The sequence below is a fragment of the Ensifer sesbaniae genome (genome assembly GCF_013283665.1).
In the GTDB taxonomy this organism is placed as follows: Bacteria; Pseudomonadota; Alphaproteobacteria; order Rhizobiales; family Rhizobiaceae; genus Ensifer; species Ensifer sesbaniae.
Genome location: NZ_JABEKU010000004.1, coordinates 204,836 through 229,612 on the forward strand (window position 1 = coordinate 204,836; position 24,777 = coordinate 229,612).

Annotated in this window: 23 protein-coding genes; 20 read left to right on the forward strand and 3 right to left on the reverse strand. The window is 57.5% G+C overall.

Annotation, left to right across the window (positions count from 1 at the left end; genetic code table 11):
* Window positions 1–164: 164 nt before the first annotated feature.
* Window positions 165–851: a B3/B4 domain-containing protein gene (locus tag BHMPCIPO_RS31980; protein WP_173520788.1), complete on the reverse strand. Its 687-nt coding sequence runs from the start codon at window positions 849–851 to the stop codon at window positions 165–167.
* Between the two features lie 43 nt (window positions 852–894).
* Between BHMPCIPO_RS31980 and BHMPCIPO_RS31985 the strand changes: the two genes are divergently transcribed.
* Window positions 895–1,518 (forward strand): helix-turn-helix domain-containing protein, encoded by a 624-nt coding sequence (locus BHMPCIPO_RS31985; RefSeq protein ID WP_173520789.1) that lies wholly within the window; start codon window positions 895–897, stop codon window positions 1,516–1,518.
* A gap of 21 nt (window positions 1,519–1,539) precedes the next feature.
* The gene (locus BHMPCIPO_RS31990; protein WP_173520790.1) at window positions 1,540–2,736 is read left to right on the forward strand and encodes a trans-sulfuration enzyme family protein; all 1,197 of its coding nucleotides are present in this window, start codon (window positions 1,540–1,542) and stop codon (window positions 2,734–2,736) included.
* Between the two features lie 76 nt (window positions 2,737–2,812).
* Here BHMPCIPO_RS31990 and BHMPCIPO_RS31995 read toward each other — a convergent pair whose 3' ends face one another.
* Complete coding sequence (locus tag BHMPCIPO_RS31995; RefSeq protein WP_173520791.1) at window positions 2,813–4,165, reverse strand: sigma-54 interaction domain-containing protein; 1,353 nt, start codon at window positions 4,163–4,165, stop codon at window positions 2,813–2,815.
* 259 nt (window positions 4,166–4,424) lie between these two features.
* Between BHMPCIPO_RS31995 and BHMPCIPO_RS32000 the strand changes: the two genes are divergently transcribed.
* The 9 genes from BHMPCIPO_RS32000 (at window position 4,425) to BHMPCIPO_RS32040 (ending at window position 12,351) form a co-directional block, all read left to right on the forward strand.
* Complete coding sequence (locus BHMPCIPO_RS32000; protein WP_173520792.1) at window positions 4,425–5,252, forward strand: alpha/beta fold hydrolase; 828 nt, start codon at window positions 4,425–4,427, stop codon at window positions 5,250–5,252.
* A gap of 12 nt (window positions 5,253–5,264) precedes the next feature.
* Window positions 5,265–6,887: an MFS transporter gene (locus BHMPCIPO_RS32005; protein ID WP_173520793.1), complete on the forward strand. Its 1,623-nt coding sequence runs from the start codon at window positions 5,265–5,267 to the stop codon at window positions 6,885–6,887.
* Window positions 6,888–7,232: 345 nt separating this feature from the next.
* Complete coding sequence (locus BHMPCIPO_RS32010; protein WP_173520794.1) at window positions 7,233–8,204, forward strand: CobW family GTP-binding protein; 972 nt, start codon at window positions 7,233–7,235, stop codon at window positions 8,202–8,204.
* A gap of 31 nt (window positions 8,205–8,235) precedes the next feature.
* The gene (locus tag BHMPCIPO_RS32015) at window positions 8,236–8,736 is read left to right on the forward strand and encodes a DUF1097 domain-containing protein (protein ID WP_173520795.1); all 501 of its coding nucleotides are present in this window, start codon (window positions 8,236–8,238) and stop codon (window positions 8,734–8,736) included.
* Between the two features lie 33 nt (window positions 8,737–8,769).
* Entirely contained in the window at window positions 8,770–9,513 is a 744-nt protein-coding gene (gene nthB, locus BHMPCIPO_RS32020) for a nitrile hydratase subunit beta (protein ID WP_173520796.1), read from the forward strand.
* A gap of 20 nt (window positions 9,514–9,533) precedes the next feature.
* A complete protein-coding gene (gene nthA, locus BHMPCIPO_RS32025) occupies window positions 9,534–10,151 on the forward strand; it encodes a nitrile hydratase subunit alpha (RefSeq protein ID WP_173520797.1) in 618 nt (205 codons plus the stop codon).
* 8 nt (window positions 10,152–10,159) lie between these two features.
* A complete protein-coding gene (locus BHMPCIPO_RS32030; protein ID WP_173520798.1) occupies window positions 10,160–10,504 on the forward strand; it encodes a nitrile hydratase accessory protein in 345 nt (114 codons plus the stop codon).
* Window positions 10,505–10,526: 22 nt separating this feature from the next.
* Entirely contained in the window at window positions 10,527–11,204 is a 678-nt protein-coding gene (locus BHMPCIPO_RS32035; protein WP_173520799.1) for an energy-coupling factor ABC transporter permease, read from the forward strand.
* 103 nt (window positions 11,205–11,307) lie between these two features.
* Window positions 11,308–12,351 carry a GlxA family transcriptional regulator gene (locus BHMPCIPO_RS32040; RefSeq protein WP_173520849.1) on the forward strand — a complete coding sequence of 348 codons (1,044 nt, stop codon included), beginning with the start codon at window positions 11,308–11,310 and terminating at the stop codon, window positions 12,349–12,351.
* Between the two features lie 57 nt (window positions 12,352–12,408).
* Here BHMPCIPO_RS32040 and BHMPCIPO_RS32045 read toward each other — a convergent pair whose 3' ends face one another.
* Entirely contained in the window at window positions 12,409–13,302 is an 894-nt protein-coding gene (locus BHMPCIPO_RS32045) for a LysR family transcriptional regulator (protein ID WP_173520800.1), read from the reverse strand.
* A gap of 112 nt (window positions 13,303–13,414) precedes the next feature.
* Here BHMPCIPO_RS32045 and BHMPCIPO_RS32050 point away from each other — a divergent pair, with 112 nt between their 5' ends.
* The 9 genes from BHMPCIPO_RS32050 to BHMPCIPO_RS32095 all read left to right on the forward strand — a co-directional run bounded on the left by BHMPCIPO_RS32050 (window position 13,415) and on the right by BHMPCIPO_RS32095 (window position 24,545).
* On the forward strand, window positions 13,415–14,023 hold the full coding sequence (locus tag BHMPCIPO_RS32050) for an FMN-dependent NADH-azoreductase (RefSeq protein WP_173520801.1): 609 nt from the start codon (window positions 13,415–13,417) through the stop codon (window positions 14,021–14,023).
* 28 nt (window positions 14,024–14,051) lie between these two features.
* Window positions 14,052–14,486, forward strand: coding sequence for a DoxX family protein (locus BHMPCIPO_RS32055; RefSeq protein ID WP_173520802.1), 435 nt, complete (start codon window positions 14,052–14,054; stop codon window positions 14,484–14,486).
* Between the two features lie 727 nt (window positions 14,487–15,213).
* Window positions 15,214–16,137 (forward strand): LysR family transcriptional regulator, encoded by a 924-nt coding sequence (locus tag BHMPCIPO_RS32060; protein ID WP_173520850.1) that lies wholly within the window; start codon window positions 15,214–15,216, stop codon window positions 16,135–16,137.
* Between the two features lie 93 nt (window positions 16,138–16,230).
* Window positions 16,231–18,219, forward strand: a complete 1,989-nt coding sequence (locus BHMPCIPO_RS32065) for an acyltransferase family protein (RefSeq protein ID WP_173520803.1) — start codon at window positions 16,231–16,233, stop codon at window positions 18,217–18,219.
* Window positions 18,220–19,704: 1,485 nt separating this feature from the next.
* Window positions 19,705–20,868, forward strand: coding sequence for a UbiA family prenyltransferase (locus tag BHMPCIPO_RS32075; RefSeq protein ID WP_173520804.1), 1,164 nt, complete (start codon window positions 19,705–19,707; stop codon window positions 20,866–20,868).
* The gene (locus BHMPCIPO_RS32080; protein ID WP_312033093.1) at window positions 20,865–21,287 is read left to right on the forward strand and encodes a GtrA family protein; all 423 of its coding nucleotides are present in this window, start codon (window positions 20,865–20,867) and stop codon (window positions 21,285–21,287) included. Before BHMPCIPO_RS32075 ends, BHMPCIPO_RS32080 begins: the two co-directional genes overlap by 4 nt.
* Window positions 21,284–22,609, forward strand: coding sequence for an FAD-binding oxidoreductase (locus tag BHMPCIPO_RS32085; RefSeq protein WP_173520806.1), 1,326 nt, complete (start codon window positions 21,284–21,286; stop codon window positions 22,607–22,609). Before BHMPCIPO_RS32080 ends, BHMPCIPO_RS32085 begins: the two co-directional genes overlap by 4 nt.
* Window positions 22,606–23,343, forward strand: coding sequence for an SDR family oxidoreductase (locus BHMPCIPO_RS32090; protein ID WP_173520807.1), 738 nt, complete (start codon window positions 22,606–22,608; stop codon window positions 23,341–23,343). The genes BHMPCIPO_RS32085 and BHMPCIPO_RS32090 overlap by 4 nt, the downstream gene beginning before the upstream one ends.
* Window positions 23,340–24,545 carry a glycosyltransferase family protein gene (locus tag BHMPCIPO_RS32095; RefSeq protein WP_173520808.1) on the forward strand — a complete coding sequence of 402 codons (1,206 nt, stop codon included), beginning with the start codon at window positions 23,340–23,342 and terminating at the stop codon, window positions 24,543–24,545. The genes BHMPCIPO_RS32090 and BHMPCIPO_RS32095 overlap by 4 nt, the downstream gene beginning before the upstream one ends.
* The last annotated feature ends 232 nt before the right edge of the window (window positions 24,546–24,777 follow it).

Below are 24,777 nucleotides of genomic sequence, written 5' to 3' on the forward strand. Positions count from 1 at the left end.
TGAACGCCCGCTCCTCCGGGCAAAGCTTCGCCGCCGCCGCGTCGCCGCGACGAAAAATTGTCCGATCTGTCAGCGAATGACGCCACTTGTTAGCTGGCGCTTGCCCACAGTCTGGGGTAAGCAGTCAATATACTGACTTTCGTCACTTGCTCTGCGGGCGCTACCTACGCCGCCAGAAGGTTTTGCCTATATACTTCGCACCCCGGCGCCAGTTGCCGAAGACCATTCACCAGCATGTTGGCCGCCTCCTCAAGCGCCTCCTCCGGCATCGTTTCGAGGCTCTCCAGGATGAACCACATCCGACCACCGATGGAATCCAGCCGCGTGCGCGTTCCCTGCCGCCAATTCCACCGGCGGCATGTCACGCCGATATCGTCGCGCCAGATCACCTCACCAACGGACGGATGCTCGATGATCGCCTCGCCATTCGCGACCGTGTCAAAGGCTTCCGTGCCGTCGGCAATCGACAGCCGCGGCTTGCCGACATAGGCATCAAAATTCTCGCCGCCGACGGGCACAGCAAAACGCAGGCTGACGGCATTATAGAGGTCGACCAACGGATTGATGGAGGGTAGGCGACCGTCCTTTTCAACCCGCTTCTTCAGCGCCTGTGCAGAGCATGGCGTCCGGTTGGGCTTGGCCCCGAAACGGCTATAGACGTCTGCCCAACTGGCAAGATGCGCGTCGCCCCATTGTGGTCCACCGGCGCGGACGAAGTCACAGGTTTCCCCAAGGACGTCGCGCGCCATTGGCCCGCGGGTTGGATCGCTGGCATCAACCAAGATGCTGATAGCACGAAAATCCGGCGCTATTTCTGCGACAGACCTGTCGACGAGCGGAAAATCCAACATACCCTCTAGCTCCTATTGACCAATTTAGTCTATAATACCGACCATGGAAAAGAAAGTCAATATATCGACCGAAGCGGTCGCTGATGTCGAGCGCGTCAGCGCCACCGTCTCGCAGAACCTGAAAACCTTCAGGCGCCAGAGCGGCCTGACGCTCGATGAACTGTCCCGCAAGTCCGGTGTGAGCAAGGGCATGCTTGTCGAGATTGAGAAGGGAAGCGCCAATCCCAGCATCGCCACGCTCTGCCGGGCCGCCACCGCCTTGGGCGTGTCGGTTGCAGATTTCGTTGGCGTCGCGTCGAGTGTTCCTGTTCGCATCGTCCCACCGCAAGACGCATCGACCCTGTGGCACGGTCCGAAGGGCGGAAGCGCCACACTTCTGGTGGGAACCAACGGGCCGGACGAGATCGAGCTGTGGCGCTGGACGCTTTTCCCAGGCGAGATTTTTGAATCTCCCGGCCATTCGCCCGGCACACTCGAGCTCCTTAACGTCGAAACGGGTGAGCTCACGCTGAAGCTTGGAGATAGCGAGCACTTGGTGCAGGCGGGCTCGTCCGTTCTGGCGCGGACCGAGGACAAGCACGCCTACATGAATTGCGGAAAAGATGAACTGCGTTTTGTCATGGCGGTCGCGGAACTGCAGCGGCCGCGGGTGCGAACGGGTCTCTAGCGATCGTCGATCGGTGTGCCGATGAACAGTAAGCCAACACAGGGCAGGCCGGATGCAAGAGGAGTCGAGGCAGACTTCAACCATTTCGGTTTTTCAACCCGAACAATCCATGAGCCATTCCCGTCAACTCCGGCCGGTGTCGTCCATAGCGCGCGGCAATCGTCAAATTGTGGCCGCACCCCGCGGCCGAGCGGTGCGGACGGAGATTTGTCCCCGACCTGGCAGCTTGAAAACAAACTTGCTCGCCTCGAAGGAGCGGAGGCAGGCCTTGTCCTCTCGTCGGGCTTGGCCGCCTTTCGCACTCTTGTCCGATCATTTCTCGCCGCCGGAGACGAAATGATCATTCACAGGCCGGTCTGTACCGACACAGCTCACCTGATCCGGGAGATCGTTTCGGCGGTCGGTGCAAGGCTGATGCCGGTGGATCTTTCGGATCCAGAAGTCATCGGCCGTTTGATCACGGCTCGGGCGAGGATTGTCTACCTTGATACCCCTACTAACCCCCTGAACAATATATTGGATATTGCGGCGATCGCCGAACGCGCGCACGCGCACGGTCTGATGGTGGCGGTCGACAGCACATTTGCAACGCCGGCCCTTCAACGCCCGCTTGAGCACGGGGCCGACATCGTTCTCCACTCGCTGTCGAAATACATAAACGGCCACGGTGACACGGTTGGCGGGGCGCTGCTTGGGAAGGCTGCGGTTATTCGACAATTGCGGGAAGAAGCCTTTCGCCATCGTCACGAAACGGCTATTTCACCGCAAGCCTCGTTCCTGATCCTGCGCGGCCTGAATACTTTGGCGCTCAGAATGGATCAGCATTGCAATGCCGCACACGCGCTTGCTCTGACGCTGGAGGCCCATCCATACGTGGCCTGGGTGAGATATCCCTTCCTTGATTCCCATCCAGATCATGAAATTGCGCGCCGTCAGATGTCGGGCGGGTCTGGGATGCTTGCCTTTGGACTGCACAAGGGCGCAGAAGGCGCCACGGCAATGACGAGGAGATTGAGGCTGATCAAGTCGGGCGGGAATCTTGCAGAAATCGGCAGCTTCATTTGCGGCTCGGCCCGTCTCACGCATGCCCGTCATCTGTCGCTTGCCGGGAGTGAATTCTGCGCCAGCCTTGGCGAGGACTTCATACGATGCTCGGTCGGCCTCGAGGACGCCGAGGATCTCGTTGAAGATCTTCTTGTGGCTCTCGACTTTGCATAGAGTGTTGCCGACCAGATCTCGGGCGCAAAATAGCTGGTCAGCGGCTTAACCTCTTGCGCGGCACAAATGCTGTTTCCTACGCGGAGCTTCGCTCTTTCAATAGCCGATAGAGTTGGGCCCGGCTAATGCCAAGCATCTCGGCTGCACGCCGCTTGTTACCTCCCGCCTGCTGGAGGGCGTTGCGCAGGACGGCATGGGTTTCGGACTGCACGCGGCTCTTCAAGTCACTCCCCACCTTCGCAGAGGGTGGTAGGTGGGTATCATCCAGCGACGGAATGGACAGTTTTCCCGTCACAATCATCCGCGTCAGGGCGTTTTCCAACTCCCGAACGTTGCCTGGCCACCTATGAGCGACAAGCAGCTCGCGATCCTCGGGCGTCAGCGCTGGTGCCGGCATTGAGAGCCGGCTGGCGATGCGCCCAAGGAGTTGTTCAGCAAATCGAGCCAGATTGTCTCTTTCTCTCAGGGCCGGTACCTCGATCGGCAGCACGCTCAGCCGATGATAGAGGTCTTCTCGAAAACGCCCCGCTCGCACCAGTTCGACGAGTGCCTTGTTGGTCGCGCAGATGATGCGCAGCTCAATGCCAATCGGGTTGGTGCCACCGACGCGGACGATCTCGCCGGTCTGGAGCACGCGCAGCAGACTGCCCTGCAGGGCAAGCGGCATGTCGCCGATCTCGTCAAGGAAGAGCACGCCGCCTCCCGCCAGCTCGAACTTTCCGGGCTTGCCCTGGCTGCGAGCGCCCGTGAAAGCACCGCCCTCATAGCCGAAAAGCTCGGCTTCGATAAGTTCGCTTGGAATAGATGCGCAGTTGACCCACACGAAGGGCCCGGCACTGCGCTCCGACAAGGAATGGATTGCCTGAGCGGCCAATTCCTTGCCAGCGCCTGTCTCACCGCAGATCAGGACAGGCAGATCATAGGCGGCCGCCAGTTTGAGGGTATCACGATGCGCTTCCATCACCGGGCCGGTCCCGATGATGTCGTCGAGGCCGAATTTCGACTGCCAGGCTCTCGGTTTCGAGGGGATGGCGAGTTCCGCTTTGGAAATCCGGCTATAGGTCTTCTTCAAGGCGTCATAGTCGGAGAACAGCGCCAGACCCACCGCGCCAATGATCCTTCCATCCTTGTGCACCGGGACCTGTTTCGTCACCAGCTTGTGGCCACGCACTTCGAGCGGATAGCCGACATGGGTGCCGATACCGCGCGCTACGAAATGAAGTTTAGTCTGCGGCCCAACCACGTCGGTTATATGCCGCCCGAGAAATTCCTCGGCCTCACCGCCAAGCAGGCGGCAATACGGTTCGTTGATCAGGACGATCGTTCCTTCCGTATCGACAGCAACAAGGCAGTCGGAAACATGGTCGAGGACAAGCCGGAGAAATCCAGCTTCTTCTGAGGAGCCTGCAAGCCATTCCGGAAGCGTCATCTCAATCTGCCTGATTGTTCCTGGGTCATCGTCAGATCGCATCATACGGCGTTTTGTCTCAGATACGAGACACAACATGTAGCAGATTCGAGACGTCTGTCGAGAGACAGGCCGCTCTCGAAACTGTCGAGCGCTTCAGGGGCCTCCTATAAACCGTTGCTGTTTCATAACATTACGTGCCGCAGCGCTTGCGTGCGGAGATCTGGCCCATGGTTTGCGATGGTCCTTAACGCAAAAACCGAAAAGGGGAGCAGATATCATGCATACAGAAACAATAGAGGTTGGCCATATGATCGTCCGGGTGTCAGGCGCAGGCGAACCGCTCGTCTTCGTGCACGGATTTACGACGACCGCCGAATTCTGGCGCGAGCAGGTCGAGGCCTTCTCGTCCAGCCACAAAGTCATCCGCATCAACCTGCCAGGACATGGCGTGTCGCCAAGGCCTTCCGGCCGCAGCTATACGATCGAAGCCTTCGCAAACGACGTGCTGGAAGTCTTCCGCAGACTTGACATTCAACAGGCAGTCCTCGTCGGCCTATCCATGGGAGGAACGATCGCGCAAAGCTTCACGCTGGCGCATCCGGAGCGCGTGCAGGCCCTGGTGCTCGTCGGAGCGACACCGCACGGGCTCGGTGAGGACGTCAATGTCGATAACGTTCTGAAGGCGGTCGACGATCTCGGCGTTGTCCAGGCCAGCCAGAACGTCATCGATCGATCTTTCGGCAGTGCGGCCAGCCAGGAACTCCTGGACTTTGCCAGGCAGGAGGTCGCGCAGACCCCCGATTTCGTGGCGCGCGAAGCGATCGCGTCTTTGAATGCATCCGATAGTCGTGCGCGACTTGGTGACATCAAGGTCCCGACCCTGGTGGTCGTCGGAAACGAGGATATCATCACGCCGCCGGCGGAGTCGGTGGTACTGGCTGAAGGCATCCCCGACAGCAAATTGGAGGTGGTCGCGGATGCAGGGCACTTCCCGATGCTTGAGCAGCCTCACAAATTCAATGAAACGCTAGCGGCATTCCTGCTTGCTTGCGCGGATCCTGTTTCTCAGGCGAGGGGCCAAGGCCTTTCGCAACACGCGATCTAGGGAGGGTACGACATGTCTGTTCATGAAATTTCATCCGGAACCATTGCGCGTACCGAAGGCCTCGACCGCAACACAAAACGTACGGTCTTCGCTGCAGCGCTCGGGACTGTATTCGAGTGGTACGACTTCTTCATCTACGGGTCGCTGGCCGCATTCTTCAGCACGCTGTTCTTCCCGAAGGGCAACGAGACCGCGGCACTTCTTGCGGCACTTGCGACTTTTGGTGCCGGTTTTGTCCTTCGACCCTTCGGTGCCGTTGTCTTTGGACGGCTGGGCGACCTTGTCGGCCGGAAGAAGACCTTCCTTGTGACCATGCTGGTCATGGGCCTTGCAACGGCTGCCATCGGCCTTTTACCGACCTACGAAACGATCGGCTGGGCAGCTCCTGCGTTGCTCGTGGCATTGCGCCTCCTCCAAGGACTAGCTGTGGGTGGTGAGTTCGGCGGTGCCGTTACCTATGTTGCCGAGCACTCCGATCACGATCACCGGGGTTTGACGACCAGTTGGATCCAGATCACAGCGACGCTGGGTCTCTTCCTATCGCTCATCGTGATCGTCCTGTGCCGCAGCTCGATGTCGCCGGAGGCCTTCGCAAGCTGGGGTTGGCGCCTGCCCTTTGTCGGTTCGATCATTCTTCTGGTTCTTTCCCTCTATATCCGGCTGAAGCTGCATGAATCGCCTGTGTTCCAAGAGATGAAGGCACAGGGTAAGGGCTCGAAGAACCCGATCGCCGAGACGCTCGGCGATTCCCGCAATTTGCGTCTGATTCTGGTCGCGATCTTTGGTGTCGTCGCGGGTCAGGCTGTCATTTGGTACACGGGCCACTTTTACAGTCTCTATTTCATGACGACGACACTGAAGATGACGCATGATCAGGCCAACTTCTACCTCCTGATCGCGCTGACGCTCGGTACGCCCTTCTTCCTGTTCTTCGGCTGGCTTTCCGACCGGATCGGACGCAAAGGGATCGTCGTGACTGGTTGCGCACTGTCGGCGTTGCTGATCATGCCGTTGTTCCAGGCGCTGGGGACCTACGGCAACCCTGTCCTTGCCGAGTTCCGTGCAAAGACTTCGGTCACGCTCGTTGGAAACGACTGCGACCACGACCAATCGTTCGTTGGGCAGTTGTTCAGCCCGCAGGCGACCACTGAATGCCAGAAGGTGAAGGCGCTTCTGACTGCCCGGGCAGTTCCGTACGCGGTCAAGACCGACGCGGAACCCCTGCGTGTTCAACTAAACGGTGGCGAGGCGAAGCCATACAACGAAGCTGAGCTGCTCGCGGCTCTGACCGCAAGCGGAATGCCCGATCCCAAAGCACCCGTCAAACCGAACGGGCCTCTGGTGATTGGCATTCTGTTCTGCCTGGTGTTCCTGGCCACGATGGTCTATGGACCCCTCGGAGCGCTTCTTGTCGAGCTCTTTCCAGTCCGCATACGCTACAGCGGTGTTTCCGTTGCCTTGCAGCTCGGGAATGGATGGATCGGAGGGTTCGCGCCCTTCGTCGCGACGGCCATGGTGATCGCAACCGGCAACATCTTCGGTGGGCTTTGGTATACCGTAGCATTTGCCGGACTGACCGCCGTGATCGGTGCGCTTCTCCTGCCCGAGACACGCGGTCGCGATCTGAGCACTTGAGCCACGGAGACTGCGCCATTCTGCGACGCGGACCTGAGGAGCCCGGGCACCTTCCCCAGGCTCCTTGAACGCATCAGGCCCCGAGACGTAAAACATGCCGCGGCCTCTGTGGTGATCGATGAAGATGCCAATTCGCCAGCATATGCCTAAGATTTGAGCTTGCCTATATTGTGTTCATATTTTGGCGCGTTCTGCAGGTGATTTGGCTGAAACTGCACTGATGTGGCCGTTGTAAGCCGTACGGCTCCGTATTGTAATCATCTTGCCCCGCAACGCGGCGAACCCATTTTTCCAGATCCGTCAGGATCTGGCTCGTCGTGTGTTGCCTTCAGCTTGGAGACGATCATGAAGAAACTCAAAGCGACCATTCTGACCGGCTTTCTAGGGGCCGGCAAAACAACGCTGCTCAACCGTCTTCTGACGGAACTCAATGACGAACGCATCGCAGTCATTATCAATGAGTTCGGCGAAGTCGGGATCGACGGTAAGCTCGTCATCGAAACAAAAGAGAACATCGTCGAACTGAACAACGGCTGCATTTGCTGCACGGTGCGCGACGACCTGATCGGCGCACTTCGCGATCTTCTGGCGTCAGATCGCGTCGTCGATCGCATCGTCATCGAAACGTCGGGTCTTGCCGATCCCGCGCCTGTCATCCAGTCTTTCGTCCTGGACGAGGTCTTGTCGAGCCATGTTCAACTGGACGCGATCGTCACCGTAGTCGATGCCCGTCACGTCGAGCAGCAGCTCGATCAGGCTGAAGCCGTCGAGCAGATCAGCTTTGCCGATCTCATCCTGCTCAACAAAACCGATCTGGTGTCCGTCGATGAGCTGGCCGTGGCGGAGAGACGTGTCCGGCAGCTCAACCCGCTGGCTCGGCTCGTTCACACCAAAGACTGCGCTGTTCCGATGAGCACGGTTCTCGATCTCGGCGCCTTTGACCTCAAGAACATTCTGTCGATCGACCCGGCCATCCTGGAAGACCATGAGCATGAACATGACCAGTCCATTTCCTGCGTCGCGTTGTGGCGTGCAGAACCTCTGGACCCGGCAGCCTTCAATAGCTGGCTGCACCGCCTCGTACAGGCCAGGGGTGCCGACGTCCTACGGATGAAGGGGGTGGTGAACTTCGCCGGCGAACCGCGCCGCTATGTGTTCCACGGCGTCCATATGACGCTTGAGGGCCGTCCGGGCAAGCCATGGATGGGCGATCCCCGCCTGAGCGAGATCGTCTTCATCGGCCGAAACCTCGATGAGGCCGAGCTTCGCCGCGGCCTCGAAAGTTGTGCTCTTTGCGGCCTGGCCGTGGCCACCTGAGAAGTCCGTCACCACAACAAGGAGACGCCTCATGCTACCTCTTGTCGCTGCGATGATCAGTCTCGGTGTTCTTGGTGCGCTCGACACTTACATCACGGCAACCCTGTTCCCGGTGCCCGTCTGGGTCACCTTTATTGCCTGGGCATCCTTCTTCGTCTGTGGAGGCGGTCAAGCAGGACTGATCAAATCGGTCGCCTCTAACTGGACGGGCATCGCAATTGCCTCCATCACCCTGCTGATCGTTGAGTTTGGCCCCGCCCATCCCCTGTTCGCAGCCATCCTCGTCGGTGCTGGAACGTCCGTCATGGTTCTCGCCTCCGCGGTGCCTATCCTGAATTTTACGCCTGCTGTCGTGTTCGGCTTTGCATGCCTCGTCGGTACGTCGGCTGCAACCGACACCACCATCGTCACGTCCGGGCTGTCCCATCTAACGTTGGTGACGATGGCCGCCATGCTCTTCGGAGGAATCTTCGGGTTCGTCTCGGAGCTTTGCACGCGCCTGCTCACCGGCCCAAAGGCGATGGCAGCCTAACTCATCGCCTTCTCAAATAAGGAAAAGATCACCATGAAACTCCAGCATTATCTCGGCGGACTGGAAGGACTGGGTCCGGTCAGTACCGAAACAAGGGTCTTTGTTGAACCCTGGGAAACGCGAATTTTCGGGATCCACACGGCGATGATGGCTCTATCGGCTCAATTGCCGCTTCCCCAAACGCCATCGGCCTTCCATACGATCTGGACTTGGGCCGATCTGCGCAAGGGGGCCGAAAGCCTTAATCCCTTCGACTATTTCAAGTATCGCTACTACGAGAAGTGGCTGGGCGGGATTTCGGGCTATTTTATTCAGCATGGCTACATTACCAAAGAGGAGCTCGATGCTCTGACGGAGGAGTGTTATCGGGACCCCTCGAAGTCCCTACCAAGTGCCGGCGACGCAGCAATCGACGACCGTGTCGTTCAGTATCTGGTGGAAGGCGACAGTCCGAAGCGCGACGCAGCCGTGACAGCCGAATTCTCCGTCGGGGATCTGGTCAGGATCGAGGACGTGCCGAGCGTCGAGCACACCCGCCTGCCTGGCTTCCTGCGCAACAAGACGGGGGTCATCGAGACCGTCTATCCCGGCGCTTACACTTATCTCTGCGACACCGGCCCGGACGGTATTGGTCCGGCGATGACCGTCTATTGCGTCCGCTTCGACCCGAACGATCTGTGGCCGGGCAATGCAGAACCGAACTTCAGCCTCTATGCCGACCTCTATGCCCGCTACGTCGCCTCAGCGGACGTTTCGGTGTCCGTCAAGGCTGCCTAATCAACCATCGGGAGAGACCAATGTCTGAACGCTTCAAATATCGCGAGGACCGCGAAGTTTACAGTGCCGCGCGGGTGCGGGCTCTCGAAGCCTTGCTCATCAAGAAGGGCATCATCACCGACCGGACCGTCGATACGGTGCTCGAGTTTTTCGAGACCAAGATGGGCCCCTTCAACGGTGCAAAGATCGTCGCCCGCGCCTGGGTCGATCCGGCCTTCAAGGAACGGCTTGTCGCGGATACGCCAAAGGCGATCGCCGAACTGGACCTGCCTGACGGTATGGCCGGCGCCGAAGGTGAGCACATGCGTGCCGTCGCTAACGCTCCAGGGCTCCACAATCTGATCATCTGCACACTATGCTCCTGCTATCCCTGGCCGGTTCTTGGGCTGCCGCCCTATTGGTACAAGGATCCAACTTTCCGCAGCCGCGCCGCCCGCGAGCCGCGTGCAGTGCTTGCCGAGTTCGGCCTGCCGATCTCGAAGGACGTCGAGGTCAAGGTCTGGGATTCGAGCGCTCAGATCCGCTGGTTCGTCGTGCCTGAGCGGCCGGCGGGGACCGAGGGCCTTTCGGAGACGGAGCTTGAGGCTCTTGTCACACCTGAAGCCATGATGGGCGTCGCCGTCGCCAAGGCGGCGTGAGATAGATCATGCTTACGCAATTCGAGCATTTCGCGGTCACAGAGATGATGGGCAAGCCTGACAGTCCACCTCGGGCAAACGGCACCCTTTGTTTCGGTTCCGACTGGGAGCGCACCTCTTTCGGCATTGCTCTTGCGCTCGCCAAGGAGGGCTATTTCGAATGGGACGACTTTCGCGATGAACTGATCGCCTCGATCAGAGCCTGGGAAGACGATCATCCCTCGGATTATTCATCATGGAACTACTACGAACAGTTTCTGACGGCGCTTGAGAGCGCCGTCGTCAAGACGAACCTGCTGACCACTTCGGAATTGCGGGAGATCTTCGATCTCGGCAATCAAGCCAGCCAGTAACAGCTTTCTCGGAGACATCCACATGCATATCGAACCTGGTATCGTGGACGGCGCCAAGATCGTCCTGAGTTATGCCACCGCCTCAGGCGCCGCGCTGTTCACCCTCAACTCTGCGCGCGACGAGTTCCGGCGTCGGGGCCTGTCCTCGCTTCTCGGACGAAGCGCCTTTGCTACGGGCCTCGTATTCTCCTTCTTCGAAATCCTTCCGCATTACCCGGTCGGCGTGTCAGAGGTGCATCTGATCCTCGGTTCGACGCTCTTCCTGCTGTTCGGTGTTGCACCGGCGCCAATGGGGCTTCCGGCAGGCTTGCTGCTCCAGGGAATCTTCTTCGCGCCGTTCGACCTGCCCCAATATGGTATGAATGTCACTACCCTGCTCGTGCCGCTCTTTGCGCTGCAAGTCATTTCAAGCAAGGTCGTCGCGCCGAATACACCCTATGTCGACTTGAAATATCGGCAGACGCTGGCGCTATCTGCGGCCTATCAGGGTAGTATCGTTTCCTGGGTCGCGTTCTGGGCGCTTTACGGTCATGGCTTCACGGTTGAGAACTTGCTGTCCATCGGTAGCTTCGGTTTTGCTTACATGGCAGTAATCGTGGTGGAACCGCTCGTCGATGTCATGGTGCTCGCGGCCGCAAAATCAGCCAGAGACATAGCACGCAGCGGCCTGTTCACCGGTCGGCTGATGTCAGCGGCTTGAGCCTATATGGTCGACCAGCATGCGTCTTGACATGGTGATCGACCTGACAGGTATCTTGCATTCTTCTAAAGCAAAGGCCACCGTTCACCACGAGGGTATGTCGATGCGCGTTGTCATTCTTGCACCGCCTGGTGTTCAGTCCTTGGATATTGTTGGTCCAGCTGAAGTCTTTTGGGAGGCCGCTCGCCGCTGCGGGGATTTGAGCCGATACGATATTCAAATCATGTCGACTGGTCAGGCCTCGATCGGCGGAACCGGTCATTTGCGCTTCTTGGCCGACCGGACTATCTTCGACAAGGATGAGCCCATCCATACCCTGCTGGTAGCCGGTGACCCTTCCTTCCAGGTCATCGATACGAGTGTCATCTCATGGCTTCGTCGCCGAGTACCCACGGTCAAGCGCTATGGTTCGATTTGTACCGGCGTCTTTCTGCTTGCCGCCGCTGGGCTACTCGAGGGCAAGCGCGTGACGACCCACTGGGAATGTGCGGGGAGATTCAGCAAGCAATATCCTCAGATAGAGTTGGAACCGGATGCAATTTACATCCGTGACGGCAAGCTTATCACTGCCGCCGGTGTAACAGCTGGCATCGACCTTGCTCTCGCACTTGTGGAGGAGGATCTTGGGCGCGAAATCGCCCTAGCCGTGGCCAGATATATGGTAATGTTCGTGAAGAGGCCGGGGGGACAGTCTCAGTTTAGCGCACATCTTGCCGGCCAGATGTCGGAAACGACATTTATCCAAAAAGCGCAAGACTTCATACTGGCCAACCTTGAAAGGGACCTGCATGTCGATGCAATCGCCAAGAGCGTAGGCATGAGCACACGGAATTTTGGTCGCGTATTCAGACATGAACTCGGGATCACCCCGCTCGACTTCATCATCGCTGCGAGGACCGATGCTGCCCGCCGGCTCCTGGAGGACACCGATCGGCCGCTTCAGGCAATCGCCAAGACATGCGGTTTTGGAGATCTCGCAGCCATGCGACGGGCCTTCGCCAAAACTATCGGGGTCACGCCCAACGAGTACCGCGCCCGATTTCAAATTTTGCGCGACCATAGGTCTGCCTTCCGCACATCGGACAAGGCTCTTGCAGCGCAGCTTCTTGGCGCTAACAAACTGGCGAAACCTGCTGTTGTGGGCTAAGAAGCAAGCAGCCTGGCGTCACGCATCGAAACTGAAACCACTCGATCCGAGGATTTCTTAGGACAGCCTTGCGCGCACCTCGGAGGTAAGCCACCTGCCAGCAGGCCCCAGCGGATTGGCGACGTTGTGAATGGCGTAGATCGGATACTCGCCCTGGTCGAAAGCGGGAAAGGCAAGGGGGACAAGGCGGCCACTGGCGAGGTCATCCCTCACCAAGGATGCCGGGAGACCGCCCCAGCCCAATCCCCCTCGGATAAACAGATGCTTCGTCGCGTTGTCGCTGACCCGCCAGGTCTTCAATGAAAACACGTTGAAGTCCCGTCCCTTCGTCAGCCCCGACGCGTCATAAACGACGAGTTGCGTCTCGTCCCTGACGTCGGCAAGGCTTATTGTGCGGCCCAGCATTCCAAGGTGATGTTCCGGGGCCGCGACTGGTATCATCGCCGAATGGCCGATCCGTTCCGAAATGATCTGATTGTTGCCCGTCGCCATCGAACCGCCGAAGCCGACGGTCGCCCTCCCGCTGATGACCGCATCCATCACGATCCCAAGTGTGCCGACCGTGACATTCAAGGACACGGTCGGATAGACGCTTCGGAAGGCGCGCAGCACATCGACAACGATGTCCGAAGGCACGGCGCTGCTGATGGCAATGGGCAGTTCTCCCTCAAGCCCGTCGTTCAGCGCCTTCACGCGTGCCCGCATCAAGTCGAGATCGCCAAGCAGCCGGCGCGCATCCTCGAGGACGGACCTGCCAGCCTCGGTAAGTTGCGGCCGTTTCGTCCCGGAACGGCCGAAGAGCGCCACTCCGAGCTGCGCCTCGAGATTGGCGATCGTATAGCTGACGACCGATTGCGTGCGATTGAGCGCGCGCGACGCGGCCGAGAAACTGCCTTTCTCCGCTACGGCAAGGAATACCTGAAATTGATCCAAGGTCGGATGGGGCTGCATATCTCATCGATCCTATCGATATGTTTGTTCGAACTTATTCCAGTTTTCGCGATGACTCTCAAGCTTTATGTCTTCGCCAACTCACTTGCCGCATTCTTTCGAAGGGAACTGCATGTCATCCATCCTGCTTCTCACCGCCAGCCCCCGCCCCGGCTCTTTCTCGACCCAGATCGCCGTCGAGCTTGCCGAGCGGCTACGGGCAACCAATCCTGTAGGTGCCCTGGTCCACCGTGACCTCGCCGCCAACCCGTTGCCGCATATGGATAGCGGCTTCGCGGCCGGAATCCACAAACCCGCCGAAGCCCTGAACGCTGCGGAAGCCGCTGCAATCCGCCTGTCGGATGAACTGGTGGCAGAAATTCTGGCGGCGGATACGCTGGTGATCGGCACCGCCTTTATCAACTTCAACATCACCTCGAACCTGAAATCCTGGATCGATCATATCGGCCGGGTCGGCAAGACCTTTAGATACACCGCGAACGGCCCCGAGGGGCTGGCCAAAGGCAAGAAGGCTTACATCGTGCTGGCCTCGGGCGGGATCTATTCCGAAGGCCCGGCGGCGGCTCTCGATCATGCCACGCCCTACCTGAAGTCGGTGCTTGCCTTCATCGGAATCACAGACGTCGATGTAATCCGTGTCGAAGGCGTGAACCGTGGCCCCGATGGCGCCGCGAATGCCGTCACCGCCGCGCGGGCGCAGATCGCACGGATCGCCGCCTGAAACCGCCTCACTGGAACAGGAGTCTTACATGCAAGCAGACATCGTCTCCACTTCGAACCAGCCTGCCGGCAAAACACTGCAGATCAGCCTCTGGAGCGTTCAGACGCTGATCTTCGCCGCCTTCATTCTGTTCGGTTCACAGAAGCTCTTCATGCCCGCTGAGGCGCTCGCCTCGATGTGGCAGACTCAATGGCCTGTCGAGTATCCAACGCTACTGCGCTTCACCGGATTGATCGATGTGGCGGGTGGGATCGGCATGATCTTGCCTGCTCTTACCCGCATCCAGCCGCGCCTCACCGTGCTTGCGGCGCTGGGCTGCACCATACTGCAAATCTGCGCCATCATCTTCCATGCCACGCGCGGTGAATTTGCTGCCCTGCCGCTCAACTTTATTCTGCTTCCTCTCGTGGCCTTCATCCTGTGGGGCCGCGGCAAGAGAGCGCCCTTCGCGACGCGCGGATAAGTGACATGCCTGAACGGAAACATTCTCGTGCTCGATGCCATCATCGCAGCTATTATTTCGCGTTTCCCCCGGCGTTTGCTCGCTTGCCTCGCATACTGTCCTTCGCGAAGCCGGACTAGCCTTTACGCCCGTGCGTGTTGATCTGCAGATCAACACATTCGATGGCTGACTGAGGTCGGCGATCATGCAGCGTGTGGCCGATCGGGATCAGACCGTTTCCAGTGGATGACAGTGGATGCAGAGGCGCCTGGACCTCATCAGCGAGCTGCAGGTGCGGGAGATCACGAGGGGTGTGATCGAGCGACCAGAGGTGAAGAGCGCCTGTACCCAGAATTGAGTGTACGAGCATGGAGTGTTATCAAGCGCGCCGTGAGCATATCAAACGCGAGAGCGGCAGCCTTAATGTCTCGCGGGCGCTGTCGCAGCTACAATGCCGTCACCCGCGGACGCGCGCCCGGTCGCCACTTGCTTTTCCGACTGGACCATCTTCTTTCTGCCGAACTGGATGTTTCTTGCCAGCCAGTATGATGCCAATCTGGGCCAAAGCAGAGAGGAGACGATCGACGTGCGGCTGGGGCCGGCATCCACCATGACTTTGTAACGGGAGCCGTGGTCGTCGCATTTGTTTTCGGTCGCGTTCGGAGCGCTGGCCAACAGCGACTGCTGTCAATGGCATCTCCATGAAATTGGTAGCCGAAAAAGATCCACAACATGGATGGTTTCAAACGTGCGATTCAAAGGCCTTGATCTAAATCTTCTCGTCGCGCTCGACGCGCTGATGACCGAACGGAATCTTACGGTGGCGGCACGCAGCATCAATCTGAGTCAGCCCGCCATGAGCGCGGCCGTCGGCCGGCTAAGAGAATATTTTCGCGATGACCTGTTCACGATGAACGGTCGCGAACTTTGCCTCACACCGCGAGCCGAAGGACTCGCCCCGGTGGTCCGCGACGTTCTCCTGAAAATTCGATGCTCAATTATTTCTTGGGAGCCATTCAACCCAGCTCAATCCGACCGTCGGTTCAGGATCCTTCTTTCGGATTTCATGACGCTTGTCTTTCTTGATAGAGTCATCGCCCGTGTAGCTCGTGAAGCACCTGCCGTCAGTTTCGAACTTCTGTCTCTCGATAATGACCCGAACGAGCTCCTCCGGCGCGGTGAAGTTGATTTTCTCCTGCTACCAGATCTGTTTATGGCGAACGCGCATCCTACCGCGAAGCTCTTCGATGAGAAACTCGTATGCGTGAGTTGTCCAACCAATAACGCGGCCACGCGGGAGCTCACATTCGAGCAATACATGTCGATGGGACACGCCGCAGTTATGTTCGGGCGTTCGTTGAGGCCCTCGATCGAAGAATGGTACCTGCTCGAACATGGGATCAAGAGACGCGTCGAAGTCGTTGTGCAAGGTTTTAGCTTGATACCACAGGTGCTGAGCGGCACAAACCGCATCGCCACTATGCCCCTACGATTAGTCGAGTATTTTGCGAAAACGATACCCTTGCGGATCATGAATCTTCCGCTGCCGCTTCCTGCTTTCACGGAAGCAGTTCAGTGGCCCGCACTTCATAACGGTGATCCGGCCAGTATCTGGATGCGCCAGATTTTGGTCGAGGAGGCGTCACGCATGGCGGTTCCGGATAATGCATAGGGGAGCCTGCCTTCACATGCTGGCCATCGAGATCTGTACTTTTTGTCGGTACTGATCCGGTGAGACCGCAACATACGGCATTCAAATTTCGATATGGCTACACCAACTGAACCACATCATTTCCGAATGGATATCGAGGGGCTGCGTGCCCTTGCCGTTTCGGGAGTAATCGCATTTCACTTTGGCATGACCAGTGTGCCCGGCGGGTTTGTCGGTGTCGATATCTTCTTCGTCATATCTGGCTATCTCATCACCAGGCACATCCAGCTGGAAATCGAGCAAACCGGCTCGCTCGACCTCCTGCGGTTTTACGCGCGACGAGCTCGCCGGCTTCTTCCTGCATCCTGTTTCGTCATCCTGGCGACGCTCTTCTTCGGCTACTTCATTCTTTCGCCGCCCGAGCAGCAGCTCTATTCCAAGGAGTCGTTCTACGCGTCCGCCTATTTGATTAATATGTGGCTTATCAGCAGGGCCGCCGACTATTTCGCTCCGGACGCGCTTAACAATCCGTTCATCCATTTCTGGTCGCTCTCGATCGAGGAGCAATTCTATCTCGTCTGGCCGGCCCTGTTGCTGCTTTTCGCGCGGTTCCGCCCCGGCAGATACGGGCTTTTCCTCCCAATGGTGCTAGTGGGCGTCATCTCCTTCGCCTTCTGCTGGCGCTATACCGCCATATCCCAACCGTGGGCATTTTACTTTTCACCGTTCCGGGCGTGGGAGTTCGCCTGCGGAGGACTCGCTTTGATCATCTCCGAAGAAGCGGCCAAGCGCTTTCGGCTGACGCCCGTCTTCGGCTGGACCGGAATCGGCCTGATCGTGACGGCCTATCTCGGCATGTCAGAGGACGTGCCCTTTCCAGGACTGACTGCTCTGGTTCCGGTGGCCGGCACGGTAATGGTGCTTCTCAGCGGTACACGGCCGAGCCCGGCGGGACCGCAAGTCCTTCTTTCGCTACCGCCGCTGCAGTGGCTCGGACGGATATCCTATTCGCTTTACCTCTGGCATTGGCCGGTGATCGTCTATTCCGGCATGTTGAAGCCCGAGCTCACTATCTTCGAATGGTTCCTTTGCCTCGTGCTTGTCATAGGCCTCTCAGTCTTCAGCTACCGGGTCGTCGAAAACCCGATGCGGAGGAATCCCTGGCTGTTGGCAAGGACGAGCCGCTCCCTCGGTTTTGCCGCGCTTTTGACCGCGTGTGGCGCAGCGGCAGCCTATGGAAGCGCGCGGGTGGCCAATCACAACATCGATCCCCAGCAGAATCTTATCCTCCGAAGCGCTGAGCGCGATTCGTCCGCCCGGCAGTTCGACGATGGCTGTCTTCTCAACGCCCAACACGTGCAGCCCAAAGCCTGTGAATTCGGCGCCAAAAACCCCGGTAAGACGATCGTTCTCTTCGGGGATTCACACGCCGACCACTGGTCGACGCCGCTGATCAGCATCGTCAAAAGCAACCGGTGGCAACTCGTCACCTATCTGAAATCTTCCTGCCCGGCGGCGGACGTCACGATCTGGAATTCTATGCTCGTGCGGAATTACGAGGAATGCGATCGGTGGCGGCAGCTCGCGATGCGCGAGATTGCCACACGGAAGCCCGACTTGGTGATCATTTCGGAATATTCCTCGGCCTACGTCAAGAATGACATCAACGTCATATCTGCCCACCAGATCGACGCCGGCGCGTGGGCTCGGGGGCTCCGCAGGACCGTGGACGCCCTGGGAAGCCCTGTCACCAAGATCGTCGTGCTCCGGGATGGGCCCGTGCACAAGACCTATCTCGACAAATGCGTTGCGCGCGCGCTCTGGCAAAAAAGGGGGACTGAGGCCTGTGACACGCCGCGCAGCGGGGCGATGGAAGAGACGATCCCGGACGCGGAAAGGAAGGCGATTTCGGATATCGGGAATGCCTCTTACGTCGACATCACCGACCTATTCTGCAACAGAACGACCTGCCCCGCCATGATTGGCGGCAAGCTGACTTTCCGCGACCGCCACCACATCGCGACCCCTTTTGCGGCGACGCTTGCCACGCCGCTTCAGCGGGCGCTCTTTGGAACGATGAATGCCGGCACACCGATCAACTGAGGCAGGGGACACGCAGCCTGCGGTCGAGAGCCGCGGGTGCTGGCCGCCGTAGTTGGGCTGTTTCTCCTCCCGGTGCGGATGAGGCGGTCGTAGATCAGGCAACATCGGGCTCCGGCTCGTCTGCACACCCTTCCCGCCGCGTCGCCGTGCTTTGAGAGGGAAGTGGAAGTGTCCATTGGATCGTTAGAGCCTGACCGAAAATTAAAGTGAGTGATTTCGGCTGGTGGGAATTCGCTGCGGTTAGCAAAGACTGCGGGGAATCGGATGCCCTGGACCCGAAACCACTCTGCCTCATAAGACAAGCGCGAACTATGTCGTGCAAGTGACTGCACCCACGGGACATGGCGATCGCCGCCCCTTTTCTGGCACGCTGCTGCAAGGTCGGACGTCTATGTGTGTGTGGGACGATTTGGGTAAGATATGGAATTCAATTCAGTGTCTTGCCGCGTCGGGCTGTCAATGGCGGCTTCTGCCCAGGGATTTTCCGCCGTTTACGACGGTGCAGCGCCGTTTCTAGCGCTGGCCGCGACTGCGGTCTGCTTGCGTTGGTCAACAAGTCACCGGTTGTCGCTAGCCGCTTGCTTGAGGGCTGGAAATGCGAGCCGACGCCGGCATTATCGACAGCCACTCGGTGAAGGCGACTGGCGGCGGCGCGCGCGGCCTTGATGCAGGCAAGAAGATCAAGGGGCGCAAGCGCCACTCGTCACCGTTACGGCGGCCAACACTCGAGGGGGATCGCGCACGAGGCGAGCGTTCAGGACTCCGACGGCGCACCCGGCCCGATCGAGATTGCCACAACGAGCTTTCCACGGTGGAAAAGCTCTTTGCCGACAGCGCTATGCAGCGAGATCCGGAAAACCGCGCTGCCCCATCGAGGGCTTGGTCCTTGAAATCGTGAAGCGCTCGGACAAGGCCAAGGAGTTCGCCGTTTTGCCCGAGCGCTGGATCGTGGAGCGGACTTCGCATGGCTGGGCCGTGCCTGCAGCTCGACGAGGACTGGGAAGCGTCAATCGCCCATCCGAGGCTTGGCTCTTGATCGCATCAATCCGGCAAACGGCAAGAGCAAATCGCGCGAGCCCAGAAAGGATCACTATTGATTGAGCAAACTCTTAGAACTTCCGGCCCCGCTGGCCCGGTTGCCGAACTGATCAATCCGAAGATCCGCCAGATCAAGTAGTCCAGTGGTCTCGGTCGCTGGCCATTTTCGCTCCCTTCAACTGCTAGTTCCGTGCTGAAAACAATTCGATCGTATCCATAGTATGAATGCCAAGCATCCAAACAATCAATTTTCCTGATTCTGTTCAATCTTGCATAGCAGAAGCTTCTAATGTGGTGAGGCCGCCCCGTCGAACCAGTTGGTCTCATCGCAACCAGGCAGATACTGAGTTCGGATCGGCCTTCCGACTGGACCATTTCTATGGTGCTCAACTGGATGTTTTTTGCAAGCCAGTTTGATGCCATTTTGGCTCAAAGTAAGAGGATACTATGAGTGGCGGCAGCAAAGACGAGAAGGCTCATGTACACCCGAGTCCAGGTGACACTGGGACCATCGGGTTCGAGCCCCGCATCACCCACCACGCATTTGACTCCACGGTATTCAGGAGAACAGTTCGGCCGCGGGTGTTTACCGTCGCGCCCTATGGTCTTGAGAACGCCCGGCCAAATGATGTTGCCGCAACGCTCGACGGTAAGTCTGATGCCTGCGATGGGTTCGCCGATACCCATTGCGAGGGTGGCCAGACAGTGTCGGAAACGCCTATAGCTGAAGCGAGCTCCTTCAAGCACTACTTCAATGCATTTCGGCCGCACCAATGGCTAAAGAATGTGTTGGTGTTCTTGCCGGCCCTCGCTGCACATAAAATCGATTGGCCGACGCTCCTCTTATCACTGGAAGCGTTCGTCTGCTTCAGCTTGGTGGCTTCTAGCGTTTATGTCATGAACGATCTCCTTGATGTCTGCGCAGATCGGGCGCATCCGCGCAAGCGGTACCGTCCGTTTGCCTCACACAGCATCCCCACCGCACACGGAACCTGGATGGCAGCGGGGCTCATTCTTCCAGGCGGACTGATAGCAATGTTCATCGGCTGGGGCTTTTTCCTGGTGGTGGCGGGCTATTTCCTTGTGACCACGGCCTATTCCATGCATTTGAAACGACGCATCGTCATCGATATCTGTATTCTCGCAGGTCTCTACACCATTCGCATCGTTGCCGGTGGAATCGCGACATCAACTCCGTTATCGGTCTTGCTCATTGCCTTTTCAGTGTTCTTTTTTCTGTCATTAGCCGCGGTGAAGCGACAAAGCGAATTGGTTGACGGCGCCGAGCGTGGCAGTCTGCAGGCCACGGGCCGAGGTTACCACGTCAACGACCTGCCAATCATCTCCATGATCGCGGTTGGGGCGGGATACGTATCTGTGCTGGTGATGACATATTATGTGAATTCGCCTGTCGTAATGGAGCTCTATCCCCATCCTCAAATGCTGTGGGGTGTCTGTGCAATCCTGCTCTATTGGATCACCCGCACAGTGATGGTGTCGCACCGTGGCAACATGCATGACGACCCGGTGATCTACGCCGCGAAGGATCGGACCAGCCAGGTATGCCTAGCGATTATTCTGGTCTTCGTTGCAGGCGGAGTGCTGAGGTGAAACGGCAGGGTCTAGCGTTACGCTATGCGGCATTCGCCGCCATCGCAATGGTGGTCAATGTCACCATGCAACATTCCGTCCTTCAGTTCGGGAATACGAGCGCCATTTTTGTGCTTGCCATGAGCCTGGGCACCATTGCCGGGCTGATGATCAAATACCTGCTCGACAAGTTTTGGATTTTCGACGATCAGGAAATCGGCCTCAAAAACGATGGGCGGAAGTTCTCACTCTATACGGCAGTGGGCGCCCTCACCACAATCATTTTCTGGAGTGCTGAGGCGGCTTCCTGGTGGGTCTGGAGAACTGAGCTGATGCGTGACTTGGGTGCTGCCATTGGTCTGACAATCGGCTATCTGGTCAAGTACCAGCTAGATAAACGCTTCGTGTTTGCAGGTCACCGATTGAGGATTGCCCCATGAAGCTCTCGGGTTGGGGAAGGTCTCCGCTCGTGGACGCGCAAGTCTCTGTGCCCCGTGACCTCGAAGCCCTCCAGAAGCTTTTAGCTTCAAAGCCGAGTGTGATCGCGCGCGGCTGCGGTAGGGCCTATGGGGACAGCGCCATCAATTCATCTGCAACAATTGATATGCGGCGTTTGAACCGAATGTTGGCCTTTGATCCGAAAACGGGGCAGTTGATCGCGGAAGCTGGAGTTGTCCTTTGCGACATCATCGCGGCTTTCCTGCCCCGAGGTTGGTTCCCGATGGTCACACCGGGCACGAAGTTCGTGACGTTGGGCGGCATGATAGCCGCCGACGTTCATGGCAAGAACCATCGCAAGCATGGAAGTTTTCGGGGATGCGTGGACTGGATCGATGTAATTGGGGCCGATGGCTCAATCCAGCGCTGCTCAAGCAAAAGCCACGTAGAGCTCTTTGAGCACACTCTCGGCGGCATGGGGCTGACCGGAATCATTTTGCGGGCGGCGGTCCGATTGCGCGCAGTCGAAACCGGATGGATCCGCCAGACAACAATACCCGCGCCGAACCTCAAATCAGCGATGACAGCTCTAGAACGGGCACAAGATTCGACTTATTCAGTAGCGTGGATTGACTGCCTTGGGACGGGGGGAAACCTGGGGCGCTCCCTTGTCTTCCTGGGAGATCACGCGAACGCCTCTGATCTTCCAACTTATCGCTCTCTGCACCCTTTCGCTACTCCGGCAAAACGCAAACTTTCGGTTCCCTTCAATTTTCCATGCTTTGCTCTCAATCGGTTTAGCCTCCGGGCCTTCAACTCGCTATACTATCGGGTTGGCGTTTGGAATCGAGGTCAGCAACTCGTTGACTGGGATAGCTACTTTTATCCCCTTGACGCGGTTGCCGACTGGCATCGGATCTACGGTCGCAAGGGGTTCGCCCAGTTCCAGTGCGCTATTCCCTTAAACCGCTCGGAAGAAGGGCTCTCGGCCTTGCTCCAGACAGTCGCCAAGGCAGGCGCTGGATCGTTCTTGGCCGTTCTCAAGCGGTTCGGTCCGCAGGAGAGCCGCTTTTCATTCCCGATGGAAGGCTACTCCCTTGCTCTTGATTTTCCCATCACGACCAAAAACTCCCACCTTTGGCCAAACCTTGACCGAATTACAATCGAGCACGGCGGCCGCTTCTATCTCGCCAAGGACAGCCGCATGTCTGCTGAAACACTACGTGCCTCCGATGACCGGGTCGGAAGCTTTGTCCAAATGAGGGCGGAGAGCGGCTGGAAAAGCTCATTTCAATCGGCGCAAGCGGAAAGACTTGTCCTGTGACGAAGCGGTCCGTTCTCATCTTGGGTGCACGTTCGGATATAGGCAAAGCCGTGGCACACAAGTTTGCAGCGCTCGGCCACCCGATCCAATTAGCCGCGCGGCAATCAGAAACACTCGACGCCGAAAAGACTGATTTGCAGCTCCGATATGGAGTCCCAGTAACCCTACACGAATTCGACGCACTTCTGATGGAAACTCACGCCCAGTTCCTGGCCATGTTGCCCGAGTTGCCCGAGGTCGCCGTAAGCGTCGTCGGCTTGATGGGAAGCCAGGAACGAAGCGAGCGCGACCATCTCCTCGCCAGTTGCATCATGCGTAGCAACTACGAAGGGCCTGCCAATATCCTGGCATTGTTGGCCAACCGGTTCGAAGAACGCGGATCCGGCACTCTGGTTGGGCTCAGTTCGGTCGCTGGAGAGCGCGGACGCGCGACGAACTACGTCTACGGCTCCGCGAAGGCGGGCTTCACCGCCTTTCTGTCCGGGCTTCGCAATCGTTTGGCGAAACGCGGCGTACATGTTGTGACTGTGCTACCGGGTTATGTTGCGACCAAGATGACTGAAGGCATGAATCTGCCCGCAAGGCTCACGGCGCAACCAAGTGACGTTGCTGAAAGGATCGTGGTCGCCGTCAAGCGAAAGAACGACGTCATCTACGTTCGGCCGGTCTGGCGTATGACCATGCTGATCATCAGACTTATCCCGGAGGGGTTTTTCAAGAGGCTAAGATTGTGATCCGCTTCGTTCCTACAAAAAAGCAAATAGAATACTTTATTGCTGGATCTTTCATCATTGCAGGAATGTTCGGCGTGATGTGGATTTTCATTGCCCAGGAACCGTTCCGGATGCCTAATGGCTCGGGATGGGATGCGGTATACTATGAAAGACTTCTTCGGTTCTTAGCTGCTGAGGATAGCCTGGGGTCGCGCATAGCCTTTCCATATTGTGCTCGCGTCGGCACACCTTGGATCCTCGTAAACGTTTTCCACAATCGCGTCGGCTTTTATGGGTTCAACTTGGTCGCCTCGGGGTTGTTCTCCGCCACTTTGCTTCTTGCAACACACTCACTCTGGCAAGGGAGCATAAAAGGACTGACAGCAGTGATTGCTGCGTCGTCCTTCCTCTATTTTGCGCCGATAAAGTTTGCAAACTTCTATCCGGCTTACATGGATCCCCCTTTTCTCCTTATCCTTTCGTTTTGCCTAGTTTTCATCATAAAAAAGAACTATCTTCTCGCAAGCATTATATGCATGGCAGGAATTCCATTCAGGGAAGCTAGTTTTTATCTTCTACCATTGCTTCTAGGATTCTATATCAAAGACGCACAAAGAAGCAACGTTGCTTGGGTGACATCTATATCTATTCTCATGTATGGGTACGCTCTAAAAGAGCTGATGCTTTTTATAACTGATTGCGAGTCCCAATCGCAACTCATTACGGCACTCTTTTGGTTCTATCGCTTTCTATCTGAGCCTGCTCATGTCTTGGGCTCGCTCGCTGCTATATCGCTTACCCTCGGACCCCTATACGTTGTTTTGGATAAGCAGACATTTAAAAGCATTAAATCGGACGACACTTTGATATTTTCGATAGTAGCATCAGTATACTCTGGATTTTTATCAATAGTTGGCGGATCGGACGTGACCAGGATATTTTATAGTTTTCTCCCTTTTTATGTACCTTTGTTGATCAAGTGCTTCAGAGTATCAAGCCTGACATCGTTTGTTCTTTCCTGCTTTGGCTGGCTGCTCACAAATCACATGCTCCACAAGTATGAACAGCCGATCTCCGAAGGGCCGAATAAGGACATCTCAGGCTTCTTTGCTCAGTTTCCCGACTATGGACATCCCACTATAGCCTTGGTTGTCTTGGGAATATGGATCGTTCTGGCGATGTCAAGGAGACTAATTGAGCCACTAGAAGGTCATTTGGAGTAACTTGTGGCTTTGACGCCTCGGCGTTGATGAGTTGGGCCATCTTCCGTCGGGAACCGCAGCTTGGGCGAAAGGAGAGGCTTTTGTTGCCGTATGTCGCCGTCACGTTTTGCCGCCGTGACAGCTAATGCAAACCAAGCGACTATTAGCATGCGCGCATCCGCTCCATCCGCCTCAACAAAGAGATCCTTCCATCCAGGGCATGGATGGCTGCAATCGAAACAATAGATTTTTC